Genomic DNA, 20381 nt, shown 5'->3' with positions numbered 1-20381 from the left:
ACGAGCCCGGTTTCATCGCCGCCCTGCGCGCCCTGCCGCTCCATCCGGGCGCGCGCGGGCTTTTGGACGATTGCGCGGTGCTGGAGATCGGCTCCGAAACCCTCGTCATCACCCACGACATGATGGCCGAGGGCACGCACTTTCGCGCCGATGCGGACATGGCCGACGTCGCATGGAAGCTGGTCGCCACCAACCTCTCCGACCTTGCGGCGAAGGGCGCCGAGCCGGTGGGCGTGCTGATGGGGCACATGCTGGGGCGCGATGATGCGCGGTTTCTCGAAGGGCTGCGCGCGGCATTGGCCGACTTCGCCACTCCCCTGCTCGGCGGAGACACCATCGCTGCCGCCGGCCCGCGCGCCCTCGGCCTGACGGCCATCGGGCGGGCGACTTGCACTCCGGTTCCCGCAAGGAGCGGGGCGCGGGCGGGCGACGGGGTGTGGATCACCGGGCCCGTGGGCCGCGCGATGCTCGGTTTTGCAGGCGACCCCGCCCACCGCGCCGCCTTCGACCGCCCCGTCCCGCGCCTTGCCCAAGGCCGCGCGCTCGCGCCGCTGGTCAGCGCGATGATGGACATCTCCGATGGCCTGCTGCTCGATGCCTTCCGCATCGCCGAAGCAAGCGGGATGACGCTCGCGCTCGACCGCGAGGCGATCCCCGTCGCCGATCCGGCGCAGTTCGAAAAATGCCTGCGCTGGGGCGATGATTACGAGCTGCTCTTCACCGCCCCGCCCTCGGCCGTCCTGCCTGTCCCTGCCCACCGGATCGGCACAGTGCAAGCCTCTGGCACAGCACCGCTTTTGCTCGACAGCAAGCCCCTCGGCGACCCGGCAAGCCTCGGCTACCGCCACGGCTGAGCGGGCGCGCACGCCTCCTAAAAACGCTGAAACCGGCGCAAAACCGGCCTTGGCACTCTCCCTGAGGCTTGCCAGCCCCCGGCAAGCCCCTATGACTGTGGCCCCCGCGCCCACGGGATCAAACGAGGCGCGCCGGGCTCCCCCACGGGGGGGCACCATAAAAAAGACGAGAGGGGATTGCTCGTGAATCTATTGCTCATTTCGATTGGGCTGGGGGTGCTTGCCATTGTCTATGGCATCGTCACCAGCAGCCAGGTGCTCGGCGCAAGCGCGGGCAATGCGCGGATGCAGGAAATCGCCGCCGCCATCCAGGAAGGCGCGCAGGCCTACCTCAACCGCCAATACACGACCATCGCGATCGTCGGCGTCGTCGTCGCGGCGATCGTCGCCTTCGCGCTCGGCACGACCGCGGTGATCGGCTTTGTCACCGGCGCGGTGCTTTCGGGCGTTGCGGGCTATATCGGCATGAATATCTCGGTGCGTTCGAACGTGCGCACTGCCGAGGCCGCCTCGCAGGGGCTCCAGGCGGGTCTCACCCTCGCCTTCCGGGCGGGCGCGATCACCGGCATGCTGGTGGCCGGCCTTGCCCTTCTCGCCATCGCGGTGTTCTTTGCGGTGATGATCGGGCCGATGGGCCTTTCCCCGTCGAGCCGCATGGTGATCGACGGGCTTGTCGGCCTTGCCTTCGGCGCCTCGCTGATCTCGATCTTTGCCCGGCTTGGCGGCGGGATCTTCACCAAGGCGGCCGATGTCGGCGCGGACCTTGTCGGCAAGGTCGAGGCCGGCATCCCCGAGGATGACCCGCGGAACCCCGCGGTGATCGCCGACAACGTCGGCGATAACGTGGGCGACTGCGCCGGGATGGCCGCGGACCTGTTCGAGACCTATGTCGTCACCGTCGGCGCCACCATGGTGCTGACCGCGCTGCTGCTCACCGACCTGGGCGACATGCTGCTGCCGATGATGGCGCTGCCGCTGCTGATCGGCGGTGTGTGCATCGTCACCTCGATCCTCGGCACCTACTTCGTGCGCCTTGGCGGCGGGACCAACGTGATGGGGGCCATGTACAAGGGCTTCATCGTCACCGCGCTGACCTCGATTCCCGCCATCTACGGCGTGATGACCTATGCGCTGGGCGACATGAACACGGTGCTCGGCGGGGCTGCCGAAGCGGTGGTCGCGCAGATCGATCCGGCCACCGGCGAGGCGGTTGTCGCGGCTGCGGCCACGGCGGGCTTTAACGGCATGAGCCTGTTCTGGTGCGCCCTGCTGGGCCTTGCCATCACCGGCCTCATCATCTGGATTACCGAGTATTACACCGGCACCAAGTACCGCCCGGTGCGTTCGATCGCCAAGGCCTCGGAAACCGGCCACGGCACCAACGTGATCCAGGGCCTCGCGATCAGCCTTGAGGCAACCGCGCTGCCGACGCTGGTGATCGTTGCCGGCATCATCATCGCCTATGGCCTCGCCGGCCTCATGGGCATCGCCTATGCGGCGACCGCGATGCTGGCGCTGGCCGGCATGGTCGTGGCGCTCGATGCCTACGGCCCGGTCACCGACAACGCCGGGGGCATCGCCGAAATGGCGGGGCTTGATGACAGCGTGCGGGAAAAGACCGACCTGCTCGACGCGGTCGGCAACACCACCAAGGCGGTGACCAAGGGCTATGCGATCGGCTCGGCGGGCCTCGGCGCGCTGGTGCTGTTCGCGGCCTACACCACCGACCTTCGCACCTTCTTCCCGGATGCGAATGTCGACTTCAGCCTCGAAAATCCCTTCGTGATCGTCGGGCTGCTGCTCGGCGCGCTGCTGCCCTATCTGTTCGGGGCGATGGGGATGACCGCGGTGGGCCGTGCGGCGGGCGACGTGGTGCTGGATGTGCGCAACCAGTTCCGCGAGAACCCGGGGATCATGGAAGGCACCAGCAAGCCCGACTATGCCCGCACTGTCGACCTTGTCACCAAGGCGGCGATCAAGGAGATGATCATCCCCTCGCTGCTGCCCGTGCTGGCGCCGGTGGTGGTCTATTTCGTGATCACCGCGATCGCCGGACAGGACAACGGCTTTGCGGCGCTGGGCGCGCTGCTGCTGGGCGTGATCGTGGGCGGGCTGTTCGTCGCGCTCTCGATGACCGCCGGCGGCGGGGCGTGGGACAACGCCAAGAAGTACATCGAGGACGGCCACCACGGCGGCAAGGGCTCCGAAGCCCACAAGGCCGCGGTGACCGGCGATACGGTCGGCGATCCCTACAAGGACACCGCCGGGCCTGCGGTCAACCCGATGATCAAGATCACCAACATCGTCGCCCTGCTGCTGCTTGCGGCGCTGGCACACGCGGCGGCTTAAGACCCGCCCGGCCCTCAAGCCCTCAAGTAGCAAAGCGGTAGGGCCGCAAAGACTCAACCCCGCCGGGCCGCCCGCCCGGCGGGGTTTATCTTTGCCCCCGTCCCTGTCCCCGCATCGGACAGCCGCCCCCCGCGCTGAGGCTTTCTTAATCGCCTTGTGGCATTTCACTCCCGGGACGCACCGGGAAGCGCGGCAAGGCAGGGTTAACGATCATGGACATGGGGCGCGCGGACAGTTTTCGAACCCGGAGCGGGCCGGGGGCCGCAGCGCCGGGCGCCGTGCGCCTGCTGAACCTTGCCGACCTCGCAGCCCCCGCCACCCTTGCCGCCTGGGAACGCCTCGCGCTGCGCGCGGCCGAGCCCAATCCGTTCTTCGAACCGTGGTATCTCCTCCCCTCGCTGCGCCAGTGGGGCACAGGGGTCAAGGTCGCCGCCTGGTATCACGAGGGGCGGCTGGCGGGGCTCCTGCCGCTCGCCCGCTCTGCCGATTATTACGGCCACCGCGTGCCCCATGCCGCCGGCTGGCTCCATGCCAATGCCTTCTGCGGCGTGCCGCTGGTCGCCGGCGGTCACGAGGCCGCCTTCTGGCAGGCGCTGATCGCGCATCTCGATCGCCGCGCCGGGGTCGCGCTGCTGCTGCATCTGCCCCAGCTCCCCGCCGATGGCGCGGTCTTCGCCGCGCTCGAGACCGTTCTCGCGCGGACCCGCCGCGCCCATTACATCGCCGCGCGCGAGGCAAGAGCGATGCTGACCGGCGAGACCTCGGCCGCCGCCTATCTCGAAGCCGCGATGAGCGCCAAGAAGCGCAAGGAGCTGCGCCGCCAGCACAATCGCCTCGCCGAGGAAGGGGCGCTGACCTTCGAGCGGATCGAGGGCGAGGAGGCCTTGGAGGCGTGGACCGCCGAATTCCTCGCGCTCGAAGCGGCCGGGTGGAAGGGCGAGGCCGGCTCCGCGCTCGCCAGCGCGCCCGATACGCGCGCGCTGTTCACCGAGGCGCTGCGCGGCGCGGCGGCGGCCGGAAGGCTCGAACGGCTCGCGCTCAGGCTCGATGGCCGCGCCATCGCGATGCTGGCAAACTTCATCACCGCGCCCGGAGCCTACAGCTACAAGACCGCCTTCGACGAGGCCTATGCGCGCTTTTCCCCGGGGATGCTGCTGCAACTGGAGAACCTCGCCCTGCTCGAACGCGGCGGCATCGCCTGGGCCGATAGCTGCGCGGTGGAGGGCCACCCGATGATCGAACGCCTGTGGCGCGACGCGCGGCGCATGGCGAGCGTCAACATCGCCATCGGCGGCATCGCCCGCCGCGCCGCATTCGGCCTGCTCAAGGCCTATGAAACCCGCTCGAGGAGCCCAGCATGAACGCCCCCGCCCGCTTCACCGATGCCCTGCCCGCGGCCGTCTTCGATGCCCCCGCGCGCGCGAAATTCGCCCGCCATTATCCCGAACAGCCGCACATCCTCGCGCATGGCCTCACCAGCCACCCCCTGCTCGAGATCGAGGCGCTGGCCGGTCTGGCCGGGCAGCTCCCGCCCGCGAGCGTCGAATACAACCGCGGCGATCTGCCGATCGGGGTTGATGGCAAGCCGGGCGCGAACGGCATGACCATCGCCGAGACCATCCGCCGCGTCGCCGAGGCCGAAAGCTGGGCGGTGCTCAAGAACATCGAACAGGTGCCGGCCTACCGCGATCTGCTGCTCGGCCTGCTCGAGGAAATTCGCCCCGAGATCGAAGCCGCGACCGGCGCGATGCTGACCCCGCAGGGGTTCATCTTCGTCAGCAGCCCCAATTCGGTGACCCCCTACCACTTCGATCCGGAACACAACATCCTGCTCCAGATCCGCGGCACCAAGGTGATGACCCAGTTCCCGGCGGGCGATACCCGCTTCGTGCCCGACACGGCGCACGAGACCTACCATTCGGGCGGGCCGCGCGAGTTGAAGTGGGATGATGCGATGCTCCCCCACGGCACCCAATTCGCGCTGTCGCCGGGCGAGGCGCTGTTCGTGCCGGTGATGGCCCCGCATTTCGTGAAGAACGGCCCCGCGCCCTCGGTGTCGCTCTCGATCACCTGGCGCAGCGAATGGTCCTACCGTGAAAGCGACGCGCGCATCTTCAACGCGATCCTGCGCTCGCGCGGCTTCAGCCCCGGGGCCCCGGGCCGCTTCCCGCACCAGAACTATGCCAAGGCCTATGCCTTCCGCGTGATGCGCAAGCTCGGATTGACGGGAGCGTAAACCCGCAGCATGGCGGCAAGCCATGACTGACACGCCCACCAATGCAGAACTCGTCGCCGGCCTCGTCCGGCTGCTGACGGTCGAAAAGCGCGCCGCCGATGTCTATGCGGGCGCCGCCCAGACCGACGGGATCGGGCGGGTGTTCGGCGGGCAGGTGCTGGCGCAGGCCTTGCAGGCGGCGCAAGGCTCGGTCGCGGACGCCAAGGCCGCGCATTCGCTCCACGCCTATTTCCTGCGCGGCGGGCGCGAGGGCGCTCCGATCGAATACCGCATCGCACGCGATTTCGACGGGCGCAGTTTCGCCAACCGCCGGGTCGTGGCGAGTCAGGAGGGCGAGGACGGTATGCCCGTCCCCATCCTCAACCTCACCGCCAGCTTCCAGCTGCCTGAAGAGTGCCTCGAACACATCGATTCGCCCATGCCCGATGTCGCTGCCCCCGATACGCTGCGCCCCGACATGGACCAGCGCCGCGAACTTGCCGAAGCGCTGGGCGACCGGATGAGCGAACAGCAGCGCCGCTTCCTGCTGCGCCCGCGCCCGGTCGAGATCCGCACCACCGATGCGCTCCACTGGATGAGCCGCGAGCCGCGCGCGCCGCGCGCCCATTCGTGGTTCCGGGTGGTCGCCCCGATCACCGGCGCGGCCGACACGCCCGAACTTCACCGCGCGATCATCACCTATGCCAGCGACTACACCCTGCTCGGCACCAGCGCGCTGCCGCATGGCCTCAGCTGGATGCGCGGCGAGCTGGTCGGCGCGAGCCTCGACCATGCGCTGTGGTTCCACCGGGAAGCGCGCCCGGACGAATGGCTGCTGTACGCCACCGACGCGCCGTGGAGCGGGGGCGGGCGCGGGTTCAACCGCGGACGTATCTTCAACCTCGCGGGGGAGCTGGTAGCCAGCGTCGCGCAGGAGGGGATGATGAGAAAGAGGGTGAAGGCGTAACCACCGCCCGCGCCGCTTGCCGGGCGGGGGGCGGCGGGGGATAAGCGGCCAATGCCCCGGATCGACCCGTTCCACGCGATTCTCGCCAACAACCTCTTGCAGAACGTGGTCAATTTCACGGTCTGGTTCGCGCTCGTGTTCTGGGCCTATCTCGAAACCCAGTCGGTGTTCGTGACGGGCATGATCGGCGGCATCCATCTGCTCTTCACCGGCGGGTTCGCCATATGGTTCGGCTCGCTGGTCGATCACCACCGCAAGAAGCCGATCATGCTCGGCTCGAGCGCGGCCTCGCTGGCGCTCTATGCGGCGGCGCTCGGGGTCTATTGGGTCACGCCCGAAGAGGCGATGGCACAGACCGCAAGCTGGCCGCTGTGGGGTTTCATCGTGCTGGTGATGCTGGCGGTGATCGCGGGCAATATCCGCATGATCGCTCTGTCGACGCTCGTCACCCTGCTGATCCCACCCGAGCGGCGCGACAAGGCCAACGGGCTGGTGGGGATGGTCGGCGGCCTCGGGTTTCTGGTGACCTCGGCGATCAGCGGCTTTCTGGTCGCGTGGGACGGCATCCGCGGCCCGCTGGTGCTGGCGATCGGCTTCAGCGCGCTCGCCATCGTGCATCTGCCGCTGGTGCGCTTCGAGGATCCCGTGCCCGACACGGCCACGGAAAGCGGACGCAAGGAGATCGACCTCAAGGGCACCATCCGCGTGGTGGCGGCGGTGCCGGGGCTGTTCGCGCTGATCCTGTTCGCGACCTTCAACAACCTTCTGGGCGGCGTGTTCATGGCGCTGATGGACGGCTACGGCCTGTCGCTGATGAGCGTCGAGGACTGGGGCCTCTTGTGGGCCATCACCTCCTGCGCCTTCATCGCCAGCGGCATCGTGATCGCCCGCGTCGGTCTCGGCCGCAAGCCGCTGCGTACGCTGCTGCTGGTCAACCTTATCACCTGGACGGCGGCGAGCCTGTTCACCGTCCAGGCTTCGATCCTCCTGCTGGCGGTGGGCTGCGCGGTGTGGATGTTCTTCGGCCCCTTCGCCGAGGCCGCCGAGCAGACCACGCTGCAACGGGTCGTCCCCTACGAGCGGCAGGGGCGGGTGTTCGGCTTTGCCCAGTCGGTCGAGCAGGCCGCCTCGCCGCTCACCGCCTTCCTGATCGGGCCGCTGACGCAGTTCATCGCGATCCCCTTGATGACCGACGGCGCGGGCGCGGCGCTGATCGGCGGCTGGTTCGGCACCGGCCCGGCGCGCGGGATGGCGCTGGTGTTCTGCATCACCGGCCTGTTGGGCGTGGTGCTGACCCTCGCCGCCTTCGCCTCGCGCTCCTACCGGCTGCTGTCCGAGGCCTATGAGGCGGCCCCGGAGGAGACCCCGCGCGCCTAGTGCGCAAGTAGCACGGGCATCGCCGGCTCGCTCAGCATGTGGCGCGTCACCCCGCCCAGCACCAGTTCGGTCAGGCGCGAATGGCCATAGGCGCCCATCACCAGCAGCGAGCATTCGCGCAGCTGGGCCGCCGAGAACAGCGTATCGGCGATCTTCGCTTCCCCGCGCGGGATCTCGACGATCTCGCAGGGGATGCCGTGGCGGGCGAGGTATTTCGCGCCCTCGGTGCTGGGCAGATCGAAGCGTTTCCCCTCCCCCGTCTCCTCGACCACGCAGGCGAGCGTCACCTTCACCGAGCACGCCAGCAGCGGCACCGCGGCGCGCAGGGCATGGGCGCTTTCGGCCGAGCCGTTCCACGCGACCAGCATCGGCGCGCCGACATCGAAGCTCGTCATCCCTTGCGGAACCACCAGCACCGGCACGGGCGCGCGGGTCACGACATCGCCCACCAGCGCCGAGGGGCCCTTGCCGTCCATCCCCGCTTCGGCCGGGCCCATGATGACGATATCGGCGAGCGGCGAGGCCTCGATCAGGCGCTGGCCGGCGACGCCATATTCGAAGCGCCAGTCGAAGGGCACGCCTTCATGGTCCAGCTCGCGCTCGATCCTTTCACGCAGGCGATCGGCATTCTCGCGGATCACCGGCAGCGCCGCGGCGATCGCCGCGCCGTAGAAATCGCCCGGCATGAACACGTCGTAACTCACCGCCTGAAGGCAGGTGATGTGGCCATTGGTCGCGCGCGCCATATCGAGCGCGACTTGCAGGCGCGCCTCCATGGCGGGGTCTTGATCGATGTGCAGCAGGATCGATTTCATGGCGTGTCTCCCATTCATGATGAGAATGATCGCCCCGGAAACCGCGCTGTGCCTTGACCCGGATCAATTTTGTCAGGCCGCGCGTGAGGGCTGCATAGCACCTTGCCAGACAGAAAGCGCGCGCTCATTCTGCCGCCCGAGGGAGAGACCGATGCAGATCACGCGCCACCCGCCGGTGAAGACGAGCCTCGAGCCGTCGAACCACCCCTATCTGACAGGGCCGTGGACGCCGCTGCACGAGGAAGTGGACGTTCCCGAGCTGACCGTGCTTGCGGGCGAGATCCCTGCCGATATCGACGGCATTTACCTGCGCAACACCGAAAACCAGGTGCACCAGCCGCTCGGCCGCCATCACCCCTTCGATGGCGATGCGATGATCCATCAGGTCAATATCAGCCGCGGCAAGGCGAGCTACCGCAACCGCTTCGTGCGCACCCACTGCTTCGAGGCCGAACAGATCGCGGGCCGATCCCTGTGGGGCGGGCTGATGGACCCGTGGGGCACGAGCGTGCGGCCCGGCTTCGGCGCGCATGGGGGGCTCAAGGATACCGGCAGCACCGACATCATCGTCCACGCAGGCACGGCTTACGCGACGCTTTACCAGTGCGGCGAGGCATGGATGCTCGATCCGGTCACCCTCGCCAGCCGCGGCAAGGCGCCGTGGGTGCCCCTGGACGGCATCTCGGCCCACCCCAAGGTCGACGAGGGGACGGGGGAGATGATGTTCTTCAACTATTCAAAGCATGCCCCTTTCATGCATTACGGGGTGGTGGATCGCACCGGCGCGCTGGTGCACTACGTCCCCATTCCCCTCCCCGGCCCGCGCCTGCCGCACGACATGGCGATCACGCCGAACTGGTCGATCCTCAACGACATGCCCCTGTATTGGGACGAGGAGCTGCTCGGGCGCAACATCCACGCCGCGCGGCTGCACGAGGGCGTGCCGACCCGCTTCGCGCTGATCCCGCGCCATGGCAGCCCCGCGGACATCCGCTGGTTCGAGGCCGCGCCCACCTATGTGCTGCACTGGACCAACGCGTATGAAGTCTCTGGGTCAGAGGGGGATGAGGTGATCCTCGAAGGCTATCACCAAGCGCGGCCCATGCCCGATCCGCTCGAGGAAATGGGCCGCTACAGCCACATGATGGCCTATGTGGACGAACACTCCTTCCAGAGCCGCCTCCACCGCTGGCGCTTCAACCTCAAGACCGGCGAAACCCGCGAGGAGCGGCTGTCCGAACGCATCGTCGAGTTCGGGATGATCAACCCCGCCTACGCGATGCACAAGAGCCGCTACGTCTGGTCGACCACCACCCGGCCCGGCTGGTTCCTGTTCAACGGCTATGTCCGTCACGATACCGCAACCGGCGAGGAACAGGTCTACCGCCTGCCCGAGGGGGTCTATGCGAGCGAAAGCCCGATGATCCCGCGCAAACCCGCCTCAAGCAGCGCAGCGGCAGGCGGGCGAGAAACGGCCTCAAGCAGCGCAGCGATAGGCGGGCAAGAAACGGCCTCAAGCAGCGCAGCGGTAGGCGGGCAAGAAACGGCCTCAAGCAGCGCAGCGGCAGGCGGGCAAGGACTCTCCGAGGATGACGGGTATCTGGTCACCTTCCTGATCGACGAGAACACCGGCACTTCCGAATGCGCGATCCTCGACGCATCGGACATCGCCAAGGGGCCGATCTGCCGCCTTGCGCTGCCGCACAAGATCTGTTCGGGCACCCATTCGGTGTGGGTCGAGCACGACCAGCTGCGCAAGGATGCCGCCTTCTTCCGGCAGCGCTACGCCCCCAACTGACTCCGGCGCCTGACTCTGGCGCCTGACGCTGGCGCCCGACGTCACGGCGTCATGCTCCCGGTCGATGCGCCTGTTACGCTCGTCGCCCGCATCCTTGCGCGCGCCCGCCCCCGGGAATAGCGCCCCGCGATTGCAGAACGATCCCCGGGGGACCCACGAACATGACCTTGCGCCTTGCCCTTGCAGCCTCGAGCGCGCTGCTGCTCGCGCTCGCCGCGCCTGCGTTTGCCGAAACCGCCGCACCCGAGGCCGCCGCCGCCACCCCCCAGTCCGAACACGACAAGCTCTTCGCCCTGTTCGAGGATGCCGACGCGCGTGAGTTGGCGCTCAATCCGCTCGGCCGGCTGTTCCGCGGCGATGACGAGAACGCCGACCGCCTCGGCGATTTTCTCACGGATTCGAGCTTTCTTGCCGGGCGCACCGATACCAAACTGAACCTCGCCCTGCTCGCCCAGATCGACCGCAGCAGGCTCGATGAGACCGACCAGCTCGCCTATGACGTGTTCCACTACACCCAGTCGCGCGCGCTTGCGGGCGTGACCGACGAGATGCGCGCGCTCACCGAAGTGCGCCCGTTGAACCACTTCTTCGGCTTCCACACCTATTACCCGCAATTCGCCAGCGGCACCGGCGTCGCCCAGTTCAAGACCCTCGGCAATTACGAGGACAACCTCAGCCGTCACAACGATTACATCGCCTTCATCGACCGCGCGATCGCCAAGTTCCGGCAGGGGATGAAGAGCGGCGTGGTCGAGACCAAGCTGACGGTCGGGATCATGGTCACCCAGCTCGATACGCAGCTGGCAACGCCGATTGCGGATTCGCAGTTCATGGCGCCCACCAAGGCCTTCCCCGAAGGCATTTCCGATGCCGACAAGGCGCGGCTCACCACGGCCTACGAGGCCAAGACCGCCGAGCTTTACGCCGCCCACACGCGGCTCAGGGATTTCCTGCGCGACGAATACCTGCCCGCCGCGCGCGACAGCATCGGCCTTTCGCAGATGAAGGGCGGCGACACGCTTTATGCCCGGTTGGTCGAGGATTCGACCACCCTGCCGCTCACCCCCGAAGCGATCCACCAGCTTGGCCTGTCCGAAGTCGCACGCATCAAGGGCGAGCTCGTCAAGCTCCAGCGCGAGGTCAGGTTCAAGGGCACGCTCACCCAGTTCTTCGACTATGTCCGCACCGATCCCAAGTTCCAGCCCAAGACCCGCGAGGGGCTGACGCAGAACTTCTACGACATCGGCAAGCAGGTCGACGGCAAGATCGGCGCGCTGTTCTCGCATCTGCCCAAGTCGAAGCTGGAAATCCGGCCCTATGACCCCTCGACCGAAAAGTTCGAGGCGGGCGGTTCGTACCAGTCGGGCTCGCCCGATGGCGAACGGCCGGGGATCTTCTATTTCAACGCCTATGACCTGCCCAGCCGCCTGACGCCCGGCAACGTCACGCTCTACCTCCACGAAGGCGCGCCCGGGCACCACTTCCAGATCAGCCTCGCGCAGGAGAACGAGGCCCTGCCCGCCTTCATGCGCTATGGCGGGACGACCGCCTATGTCGAAGGCTGGGCGCTCTATGCCGAAACGCTGGGCTACGAGATGGGCTTCTACAAGGACCCGTGGAACCGCTATGGCACCTTGCAGGACGAAATGCTGCGCGCGATGCGGCTGGTGGTGGATACCGGCATCCACGCCAAGGGCTGGGGCCGCGACCAGGCGATCGATTACATGCTCGAAAACTCCGGCATGACCCGCACCGAGGTGGTGGCCGAGGTGGACCGCTACATCGCCATTCCCAGCCAGGCGCTCGCCTACAAGATCGGCGCGCTCAAGATCCAGGAGCTCAGGAAGCGCGCTTCGGACAAGCTGGGGCCGAAGTTCGACATCAAGGCCTTCCATGAGGAAGTTCTGAACACCGGCGGCCTGCCGCTGACCGTGCTTGAGGCCAAGATCGACCGCTGGATCGCGGCCCAGGCGGCCCGATAGACGCGCGTGGCCGGGCCGCTTGCGGCTCGGCTCGTCTTATCCGCTGCCCCGATTGCCCGCTCCTGCGGCATCGGGGGTCTTGACGTTCACCTGCGAGCAAGGTCTGGGGCAACACCTCGGCCCTCGCGCAGAACGCCAACAACACGGGCCCACACGGGATCGCGGGCCCGCACCGCAGGAGCATAACCACTGTGACGACCACCATCCATAGCCGCCGCAGCCTCGCGCTGCTTGCCCTTCTGGGCGCCGCGAGCGCTTCGGGCCTTGCCGCCCAGACCCAGCCCCAGATCGAGCCGCGCACCCTGCCATCGCCGACGATCAGCGAAGAGGACGGGGTGACCACCACCACCGTCTACGGCGCCCTGCCGCCGCTCGCCGAGCTGGAGGAAGGCCCGAAGGTTTCCGGGATCATTTCGGCCCGCAAGGGCTCGCGGCTCCAGATTACCGCCGATGACGGCACCGTGCAGCTGGTGACGCTTCACCCCGAAACCGAAATCCGCACCCGCGGCGGTTTTCTCGGCATCGGCAACAAGACCCTTGACCAGAACGCGCTGATCAACGGGCTGTCGGTGGTTGCCAAGACCGCGCGCTATGGCGAAGGCCTGGTGGCAAGCGAGGTGCGCTTTACCGCCGACGACGCGCAGATCGCCCGCATGATCCGCGGCGGCACCCAGCAGCAGTTCGGCGAACAGGGCGCGGCGATCCAGGCCAATGCCGCCGCCACCGAAGCGCTGCGCGGCCGCCTCGGCGATATCGACAAGTATAACCTCAAGGGCACCACCAACGTCTATTTCGACACCGGCAAGGCGATGATCAGCCCTGCGGCGAAGGCCGAACTGTGCGCCGCCGCGCAGTCCGCCGGGCAGAACGAGAATTCGCTGATGCTGGTGCTTGGCTACACGGATTCGACGGGTTCCGAGGAAGTGAACCAGGCGCTGTCGGAAAAGCGCGCCGCTGCGGTGGTCAACCACCTCCAGCAGGTGTGCAAGTGGAAGCCCTACCGCATGCTCACTCCCACCGGCATGGCGACCGCCGATCCCGCCGCCGACAACACCACCCCCGCCGGCCGCGCACAGAACCGCCGCGTTTCGGTGAACGTGCTGGTGAGCCGGGCGCTCGACGGACAGTAAGTCTGACCGGCCGGCAAGGGCGGTGCCCCGGGTCGCACCGCGCTTGCCTCACAGCCCCGAAAACTGCGTGGGCTCGCCCGGCGGGTGGGGCAGGCCCAGCACGGCATTGACCGAGCGGCGCAGCGGGTTGGTGCAATAAGCCGGCCCGCCGCGATAGCGCACCGATCCGGTCAGTGTGCCGGGCACCCCGCCGCGCCGCAGCAGCACCCAGCCCTTGCTCCCGTCATCCTCCGCGAGGGCCGCCGGATCGCAGGGCCTGAGGTCAAGGCCCCTGCCCCCTCCCCGCTCATGGATCGCAGCGCATACCAAGCGCTCGCCATCGACCGCGGTGCTCCAGGGGCCGCCGGGGCGCGCCGGCGGGACATTCTGCGCACCCGCGTGGTTCTTCACCCGCTGGTCGAGCGCGCCCGGGGCGATCGATACCTGCTCCACCGGAATGTCGTAATAGCGCGCGATCTGCGCCGCCAGCGATCCGCGCCAAGGCGCGCGGTCGAACCACTGGTCAAGGCGCCCGGGCGATCCGAAATCGAGATCGAGCGACCAGCGCACCTGGTTCGACCAGCAATCGCCCAGCCGGTCGCCCTTCTGGCCGCGGATCGCGATATCCTCGGGCACCCCCAGCCCTGCGCCGATCAGCGCGCGGCCATCGCCGAAGAACGCGCCCTGCGCATCGATCACCATCGTCGCCACCGGCAGACCGACCGCGCCGAGCACCGCCGCGGTGCCCGCGATGCGCACCGGGGGGCGGCGCAGGTCCTGCGCGGACAGGCCCTTGGAAAGCAGCACCGCGACCGCGACCAGCACCATCGGCACGACCAGCATGGTCAGGATGACGAAGTGATTGACGTCCATGCCGCCGCCATAGCGCGGCAGGGGTTAAGGCGGGGTTGGGGCCCCCTATCCGCCCGCGTGGTAGAAATCATAGACCTTGCGCGCCACTGCGGCGCTGACGCCGGGGGCGCGTTGCAGGTCTTCCAATGCCGCCGCGCGCACCTTGCTCGCCGTGCCGAAGTGCAGCAGCAGCGCGCGCTTCCTTGCCGGGCCGATGCCGGGGATCTCGTCCAATGGGCTCGCGGTGATCGCCTTGGAGCGCTTCGCCCGGTGCGCGCCGATGACATAGCGGTGCACCTCGTCACGCAGGTTCTGCAAGTGGAACAGCAGCGGCGAATTGACGGGGAGCAGCTTCTCGCGCCCGTCGGGGAAGTGGAACACCTCGCGGCCCTCGCGCCCATGGTGCGGGCCCTTGGCGATGCCGATCACCGCGATATCATCCGCGATCCCGATCTCCTCGAGCACGCGCATCACGCTGGACAGCTGGCCCTTGCCGCCGTCGATCAGGACAAGATCGGGGAGCGTCGTCTCGTGCCCGCCCGCCTTCGGCGCTGGGGGGGCATCGGGGTTTTCCTCGCCTTCCGCGAAGTTGCGGAACCGGCGCGCCATCACCTCGCGCATCATCGCGAAGTCGTCGTTCGATTGCGCCTCGCGGATGTTGAACTTGCGATACTGGCCCTTCTCGAAGCCCTCGGGCCCTGCGACGACCATCGCGCCTACCGCCTTGGTGCCCTGGATATGGCTGTTGTCGTAGACCTCGATCCGCTGCGGCGGGCTGTCCAGCTCCAGAAACTCCGCCAGCTCGCGGTTCAATCTCGCCTTGGTGCCGGTCTCTGCCAGCCGCCGTTCGAGCGCTTCGATAGCATTGCGCTGCGCCTGCGCCATCAGCTTGCGCCGGTCGCCGCGTTCGGGGACCGAGAGCCTGACCTTGCGCCCCGCGACTTCCGAGAGCGCGGCTTCGATCAGCGCGGCCTCGGGCAATTCGCGGTCCACCAGAATGGTCGGCGGCGGCGGCACTTCCTCGTAGAATTGCAGCATCACATCGGCGAGCACCTGCGCCTCGTCCACCTCCGCCGTGTGGCGCGGGAACAGCGCGCGGTGGCCCCAGTTCTGTCCGCCCCGGATGAAGAAGGACTGGACGCTCATCTGCCCGTTCTTGGCGGCGAGCGCGAACACATCGGCATCGCCCAGCCCCTGCGCATTGATCGCCTGCGAGCCCTGGATGAAGGTCGCCGCCCGCAGCCGGTCGCGCAGCATCGCCGCGGTCTCGAAATCGAGGTTCGCCGCGGCCTCGGCCATCTGCCGCTCCAGGTCAGCCTGCACCGCCCCCGATTTGCCCGACAGGAAATCCTTCGCCTGCCGCACCAGCGCGTCATAGCCCGGCTCGTCGATCCGCCCCACACAGGGCGCCGAGCAGCGCTTGATCTGGTAGAGCAGGCACGGCCGGTCGCGGTTGTTGAAGAAGCTGTCGGTGCAGGACCGCAGCAGGAACAGCTTTTGCAGTGCATTCAATGTGGTGTTGACGCTGCCCGCGCTGGCGAAAGGCCCGTAGTAATTGCCCTTGGCCCGCCGCGCGCCCCTGTGCTTCTGGATGCGCGGGTAGGCGTGATCGGCGCGCAGCAGGATGAAGGGGAAGCTCTTGTCGTCGCGCAGCAGCACGTTGAACGGCGGGCGGAAGCGCTTGATGAGCTGCGCTTCCAAGAGCAGCGCCTCGGCCTCGGAATTGGTGATGACGATTTCCATGCTGCGGGTCTGGCTGACCATGCGCTGCAATCGTCCCGAAAGCTGGGCGATCTGGGTGTAGTTCGCCACCCGCGCCTTGAGCGAGCGCGCCTTGCCCACATACAGAACCTCGCCCCGCGCGTCGCACATGCGGTAGACGCCGGGGACGGGCTTCAACACCTTCACCGTCTCGCGGATCGCCCGCACCCCGCCTTCGAGATCGGGCTGGGCCGAGGCGACCGTCTGCGCCGCGCGCGCCTCGTTGAAGCGATCGCCCCCTCGCGGATCGTGGGGAGTGCCTGCGGGAGTTCGGGCCATGGCGGCGGAGATAGGAAAGCCGCGCGCATTTGGCAAAGCTTGTGCTGGCCGGATGGCGGGCTAAGGTGGGCAAAAGCAGCCGGGGGGCGCAGATTTTGGAAAAACAGGCAGAACTGCCGCGCACGGTCGGCTTCTGGGGCGCGGCGCTGCTGCCGGTCAACGGCATGATCGGGGCCGCGATCTTCGCCCTGCCGGCCTTGCTTGTCGCCGGAGTGGGCAGTTTCGCGCCGTGGATGATGCTGGTCGGCGCGCTGCTGGTACTGCCGATTGCGCTGGTGTTTGCCGCGCTGGCAGGGCGCTTCGAGGCGCATGGCGGGCCGGTGCTCTACGCGACGCAGGCCTTCGGTCCGTTCCTCGGCTTTCAGGCCGGCTGGTCGCGCTACGCCTCGGGCGTGGTGTCGGTCGCGGCCAATTCACACGTCGCCATCGCCTATCTGGCGGTGCTGTTTCCGGTGCTGGCCGACCCGCTCATCAAGACCGCTGCGGCGGCCGGTTTCATCATCTCGATCACCGCGATCAATCTTGTCGGGATGCGGGCCTCGGTGGGCGTGCTCGGGCTGATCACCACCGGCAAGCTCGTGCCCCTCATCGGCCTCGTCATCTTCGGCCTTGCCACGCGCGATCCGGCCATCGGCTTCGCTCTGCCCGAATTCGGCGATCTCGAGAGTGTGGTGCTCTTGTCCTTCTATGCCTACACCGCCTTCGAGAATGCGACCTTCGCAGCGGGCGAGACCAAGGACCCGCGCCGCACCATCCCGCGCGCGCTGATGACAACGCTCGCAGCGGTCACCGCGTTCTACATGCTGGTGATCTGGGCCTATCTCGCGATCGGCCCGGTCTCCGGCGAGGGGGAAAACGCCCTCGCCGCCGCGGCGCAGGTGCTCGCAGGGCCTGCCGGAGCGATCGCGCTTGCCGTGGCTGCGGTGTTCTCGATCGCGGGCAACACGCTGGGCGGCGGGATCGTTATTCCGCGCATGACCTATGGCATGGCCGAAAGCGGCCTGCTGCCGTCGGTCTTCGGACATATCTCGCCGCGCTTCCTCACGCCGGACGTGTCGATCCTGTTCTTCGGCGCAGTGGCGGTCGGCTTCAGCCTTTCGGCCGGTTTCGCAACGCTCGCAGTGGCGAGCACCTTGTCACGGCTGATTACCTACCTGCTCACCGCCCTTGCCCTTCCGGTGCTGGACCGGCGCGAGACAAGCCCTGCACCTGTATGGCACCTGCCGGTTGCAGCGCTGGCCGTCATCACCACCTTGTGGGTGGCAAGCCAGGCAAGCGGCGAGGCCTATCAGATCCTCGGCGTGCTGCTGGCCTTGGGCTGCGGCCTCTTCTTCCTTGCCCGGCGGGGCGTGGCACGGGCTGGACAAGTCGCCTAGAAGCGACCACGCGCGCCTCTCAATGGAGCAGCATGACGTCATCATCCTCGGCGCAGGCGCGGCCGGGCTGTTTGCCGCGGGGCAAGCGGGCCAGCGCGGGGTGCGTGTGGCGCTGCTCGAGCGGGCCGAGGCGCCGGGCAAGAAAATCCTGATCTCGGGCGGGGGGCGCTGCAACTTCACCAATCTGGGCGCGGGGCCGGGAAATTACCTCAGCGCCAACCCCCATTTCGCCAAGAGCGCGCTCGCCCGCTACACCCCGGCGGACTTCATCGCGCTGGTCGATCGCCACGGGATCGCGTGGCACGAGAAGACGCTGGGCCAGCTGTTCTGCGACGGGTCGGCCAGGCAGATCGTGGCGATGCTGCTGGACGAATGTCCGCCGGACCGCGTGACCCTCACCTGCGGGGTCGACATCGCCAGCGCGGCGCGCGGCGAGGACGGCATGTTCACCATCGCCGCTGCCGATGGCCGCGCGTGGGAAGCGCCCGCGCTGGTGATCGCCACCGGCGGGCCCTCGATCCCGAAAATGGGCGCGAGCGACTTTGCCTATCGCCTCGCGCGGCAGTTCGGCCTCAAGGTGGTCGAGCCCCGCCCCGCCCTCGTCCCGCTGACGCTCGGCGGCGCGGACGCATTGTTCCGCGACTTGTCGGGCGTCGCCGCGCCGGTGCTGGCGCGCGCGGGGCAGGCGGAATTCGCCGAGGCGGCGCTGTTCACCCACAAGGGGCTATCGGGACCGGCGATCTTGCAGGTGTCGAGTTACTGGCGGCACGGCGATGAGGTCGGCATCACCTTCCTCCCCGAGGCCGCCTCCGACTGGCTGCTGGAGGCCAAGCGCGACCGCCCCCGCGCCTCCTTGCGCACCCTGCTGCGCGAGCGCCTGCCGGACAGGCTGGCCGATGCGCTGGCCGACCGGCTGGGGCTTGATCGCGAACTCGGCAATTGCGGCGACAAGGACCTGCGCGGCGCACAGGCGATGCTTGCCGACTGGCGCTTCGCTCCCAATGGCACCGAGGGCTATGCCAAGGCCGAAGTCACCGCCGGCGGCATCGCCACGGCGGAACTTTCCAGCCGCACCATGGAGGCGGTCAAAATCCCCGGCCTCTACGCCATCGGCGAGGCGGTCGATGTCACCGGCTGGCTCGGCGGCTACAACTTCCAGTGGGCCTGGGCGAGCGGCCATGCCTGCGCCGAGGCGCTGGCCGAAACGCTCGCCCGGGCGCGCGGCTGAAAGGAAACGGGCATTTTCCTACACCGCCGCGGCGCGCTATGCTGGCGCCCGCTCTTTGCCATCGTCCGCAACGCCCCCCGCGCCCGTCATCCGGCGCGACATCGCCGCCCGGGATGCGGGCGCGAACGCGAAAATATGTGTGAACTTCGGTTTTGCCCCTCAATTGCCTGATATCAGATGATAATTCCTGTTGAATTGCAGATTTTGCAATGTGAACTTCGTGAACTTCGCCGGGCGCCTCAGAACAGCTTTCTGAGGTCGATCCCGACATAGAGCCCGAGCGGGTCGATCACGAAGGCGTTGTAATTGACCGGTGTCACGCCGTTCGAATCCCGCACCTGCCGCTGCGCGTCGAACAGGTTGTCGGCGACAAGGCTGATGCGGAAGTCCTTCCACAGCCCCTCGTTCTTCCCCGTCACCTCGCCCATATTGGCAAAGACGCGCAGGTTGAAGGTGACGATGTCGTCGAACAAGATGTCGCTGGTGCCGACCGCGCCGTCGAGCCGGGTCTCGCCGGTGTAGATGCCCGACAGGCGCATGCCCATGCCCTTGCCGAACAGGCCCGCCTCAAGACGGCTCGAATGGCGCGGCTGGCCGAACGCGCCGGTCGCCTGCCCGTCAAGCTGGTCGAGCGGCTGGAGGCCGGGCGCGATCAGGATCTCGTTCTTCAGCTCGAGCGTGTGGGTGAGGTTGAAGAAGTAGCGGAAGCCCTGGAAGTTGCGCCCCGCAAGCGGGTTGAAGGCCGGGCCGCCCGCAGGCGCGCCGCCGTCCGGTGCCCCGCCGCCCGGCGCGCCCGGCGCCCCTTGCGGTGCTGCCGCGCAAAAACGCTGCTGGAACTGCGCGATCGCCTCGGGCGGGACCGTGCCGTCGGGCAGGCGCGAACGGTCGAGCGCCATCTTGATGAAGGCCGGGTCGACGCCCGGAAGCTCGGCCGAGACATCCTCGCCGCGGTCGATTTTGGCGATCAGCGCGGCGATGGCGGCGTTGCCATCGGGCCCGCAGGCGCGTGTCCGGAAGGCGGCGAATTGCGGGTTTGCCGCCATCCCGCCGCCCGGCGCGCCGCCGCCGCCGCCCAGCAGCGCCGGGTCGATGGCGCAGATGCGCGACCGGAACTGCGTCAGCCGCGCCGGATCGACCGTGCCGTCCGCGCCGCGCAGGCGGGCGAGCATCGGCGCGAGGCGCGCCGGGTCGATGCCGGGATATTGCGCGGAGATATCCGCCCCGCTGTCGATCGCGGCAACGAGCTGTTCGAGGAAGGCCTGCCCGTCATCGGCGCAGGCCCGCGCGCGGAAGGCCATGAACTGCTCGCGCTGCTCGGCCGTGGGCGCAAAGCCGGCGCCGGGGCCGCCAGCCGGAGCGCCCGGCGCAGGCGCAGGGCCGGTGGAGGGCGGTGCGGCCCGGGCCGGAGCCGCAGGCGCG

The 20381-nt window shown here is 68.2% G+C and carries 14 protein-coding genes and 1 pseudogene; 11 read left to right on the top strand and 4 right to left on the bottom strand.

Annotation, left to right across the window (positions count from 1 at the left end):
• The first annotated feature begins 23 nt into the window (after positions 1 to 23).
• From thiL to D620_RS0111880, 6 genes are all read left to right on the top strand, one after another.
• Positions 24 to 854, top strand: a complete 831-nt coding sequence (thiL, locus tag D620_RS0111905; RefSeq protein WP_420705280.1) for a thiamine-phosphate kinase — start codon at positions 24 to 26, stop codon at positions 852 to 854.
• A 183-nt stretch (positions 855 to 1037) separates the two neighbouring features.
• Positions 1038 to 3203 (top strand): sodium-translocating pyrophosphatase, encoded by a 2166-nt coding sequence (locus D620_RS0111900; protein WP_026092173.1) that lies wholly within the window; start codon positions 1038 to 1040, stop codon positions 3201 to 3203.
• 278 nt (positions 3204 to 3481) lie between these two features.
• The gene (locus D620_RS0111895) at positions 3482 to 4564 is read left to right on the top strand and encodes a GNAT family N-acetyltransferase (RefSeq protein WP_017666040.1); all 1083 of its coding nucleotides are present in this window, start codon (positions 3482 to 3484) and stop codon (positions 4562 to 4564) included.
• Positions 4561 to 5439 (top strand): cupin-like domain-containing protein, encoded by an 879-nt coding sequence (locus tag D620_RS0111890; protein WP_017666039.1) that lies wholly within the window; start codon positions 4561 to 4563, stop codon positions 5437 to 5439. Before D620_RS0111895 ends, D620_RS0111890 begins: the two co-directional genes overlap by 4 nt.
• 22 nt (positions 5440 to 5461) lie before the next feature.
• Positions 5462 to 6385, top strand: a complete 924-nt coding sequence (locus D620_RS0111885; protein ID WP_017666038.1) for an acyl-CoA thioesterase — start codon at positions 5462 to 5464, stop codon at positions 6383 to 6385.
• Between the two features lie 51 nt (positions 6386 to 6436).
• The gene (locus D620_RS0111880; RefSeq protein WP_017666037.1) at positions 6437 to 7762 is read left to right on the top strand and encodes an MFS transporter; all 1326 of its coding nucleotides are present in this window, start codon (positions 6437 to 6439) and stop codon (positions 7760 to 7762) included.
• On the opposite strand, the gene D620_RS0111875 is transcribed toward D620_RS0111880, so the two are convergent.
• On the bottom strand, positions 7759 to 8577 hold the full coding sequence (locus D620_RS0111875) for a universal stress protein (protein ID WP_017666036.1): 819 nt from the start codon (positions 8575 to 8577) through the stop codon (positions 7759 to 7761). The genes D620_RS0111880 and D620_RS0111875 overlap by 4 nt on opposite strands.
• 151 nt (positions 8578 to 8728) lie before the next feature.
• On the opposite strand from D620_RS0111875, the gene D620_RS0111870 reads away from it, so the two are divergent.
• The 3 genes from D620_RS0111870 to D620_RS0111860 all read left to right on the top strand — a co-directional run bounded on the left by D620_RS0111870 (position 8729) and on the right by D620_RS0111860 (position 13487).
• On the top strand, positions 8729 to 10375 hold the full coding sequence (locus D620_RS0111870) for a carotenoid oxygenase family protein (protein WP_017666035.1): 1647 nt from the start codon (positions 8729 to 8731) through the stop codon (positions 10373 to 10375).
• Between the two features lie 161 nt (positions 10376 to 10536).
• Positions 10537 to 12357 (top strand): DUF885 domain-containing protein, encoded by a 1821-nt coding sequence (locus D620_RS0111865; protein WP_017666034.1) that lies wholly within the window; start codon positions 10537 to 10539, stop codon positions 12355 to 12357.
• Positions 12358 to 12548: 191 nt separating this feature from the next.
• Positions 12549 to 13487 (top strand): OmpA family protein, encoded by a 939-nt coding sequence (locus D620_RS0111860; RefSeq protein WP_017666033.1) that lies wholly within the window; start codon positions 12549 to 12551, stop codon positions 13485 to 13487.
• Between the two features lie 48 nt (positions 13488 to 13535).
• On the opposite strand, the gene D620_RS0111855 is transcribed toward D620_RS0111860, so the two are convergent.
• Entirely contained in the window at positions 13536 to 14339 is an 804-nt protein-coding gene (locus tag D620_RS0111855; protein ID WP_017666032.1) for a hypothetical protein, read from the bottom strand.
• A gap of 45 nt (positions 14340 to 14384) precedes the next feature.
• Positions 14385 to 16358, bottom strand: coding sequence for an excinuclease ABC subunit UvrC (uvrC, locus tag D620_RS0111850; RefSeq protein ID WP_017666031.1), 1974 nt, complete (start codon positions 16356 to 16358; stop codon positions 14385 to 14387).
• Between the two features lie 95 nt (positions 16359 to 16453).
• Between uvrC and D620_RS0111845 the strand changes: the two genes are divergently transcribed.
• Together D620_RS0111845 and D620_RS0111840 are read left to right on the top strand one after the other, a co-directional pair.
• Entirely contained in the window at positions 16454 to 17734 is a 1281-nt protein-coding gene (locus D620_RS0111845; protein ID WP_233992066.1) for an APC family permease, read from the top strand.
• Between the two features lie 22 nt (positions 17735 to 17756).
• Positions 17757 to 18962 (top strand): NAD(P)/FAD-dependent oxidoreductase, encoded by a 1206-nt coding sequence (locus D620_RS0111840; RefSeq protein ID WP_017666029.1) that lies wholly within the window; start codon positions 17757 to 17759, stop codon positions 18960 to 18962.
• Between the two features lie 239 nt (positions 18963 to 19201).
• Here the strand turns inward: D620_RS0111840 and D620_RS16670 are convergent.
• Positions 19202 to 20381: pseudogene (locus D620_RS16670) on the bottom strand (hypothetical protein); the annotation flags it as partial.

Origin of the sequence: Porphyrobacter sp. AAP82, from assembly GCF_000331285.1 — a bacterium.
In the GTDB taxonomy this organism is placed as follows: domain Bacteria; phylum Pseudomonadota; class Alphaproteobacteria; order Sphingomonadales; family Sphingomonadaceae; genus Erythrobacter.
This window is presented reverse-complemented; position numbering and strand designations above follow the sequence as displayed.

Bases quoted from the DNA above. Each gene is read 5' to 3' on its own strand.
- uvrC (WP_017666031.1), bottom strand. From the start codon at position 16,358: ATGGCCCGAACTCCCGCAGGCACTCCCCACGATCCGCGAGGGGGCGAT.
- D620_RS0111890 (WP_017666039.1), top strand. From the start codon at position 4,561: ATGAACGCCCCCGCCCGCTTCACCGATGCCCTGCCCGCGGCCGTCTTC.
- D620_RS0111875 (WP_017666036.1), bottom strand. From the start codon at position 8,577: ATGAAATCGATCCTGCTGCACATCGATCAAGACCCCGCCATGGAGGCG.
- D620_RS0111855 (WP_017666032.1), bottom strand. From the start codon at position 14,339: ATGGACGTCAATCACTTCGTCATCCTGACCATGCTGGTCGTGCCGATG.
- D620_RS0111840 (WP_017666029.1), top strand. From the start codon at position 17,757: ATGGAGCAGCATGACGTCATCATCCTCGGCGCAGGCGCGGCCGGGCTG.
- D620_RS0111870 (WP_017666035.1), top strand. From the start codon at position 8,729: ATGCAGATCACGCGCCACCCGCCGGTGAAGACGAGCCTCGAGCCGTCG.
- D620_RS0111880 (WP_017666037.1), top strand. From the start codon at position 6,437: ATGCCCCGGATCGACCCGTTCCACGCGATTCTCGCCAACAACCTCTTG.
- D620_RS0111865 (WP_017666034.1), top strand. From the start codon at position 10,537: ATGACCTTGCGCCTTGCCCTTGCAGCCTCGAGCGCGCTGCTGCTCGCG.
- D620_RS0111885 (WP_017666038.1), top strand. From the start codon at position 5,462: ATGACTGACACGCCCACCAATGCAGAACTCGTCGCCGGCCTCGTCCGG.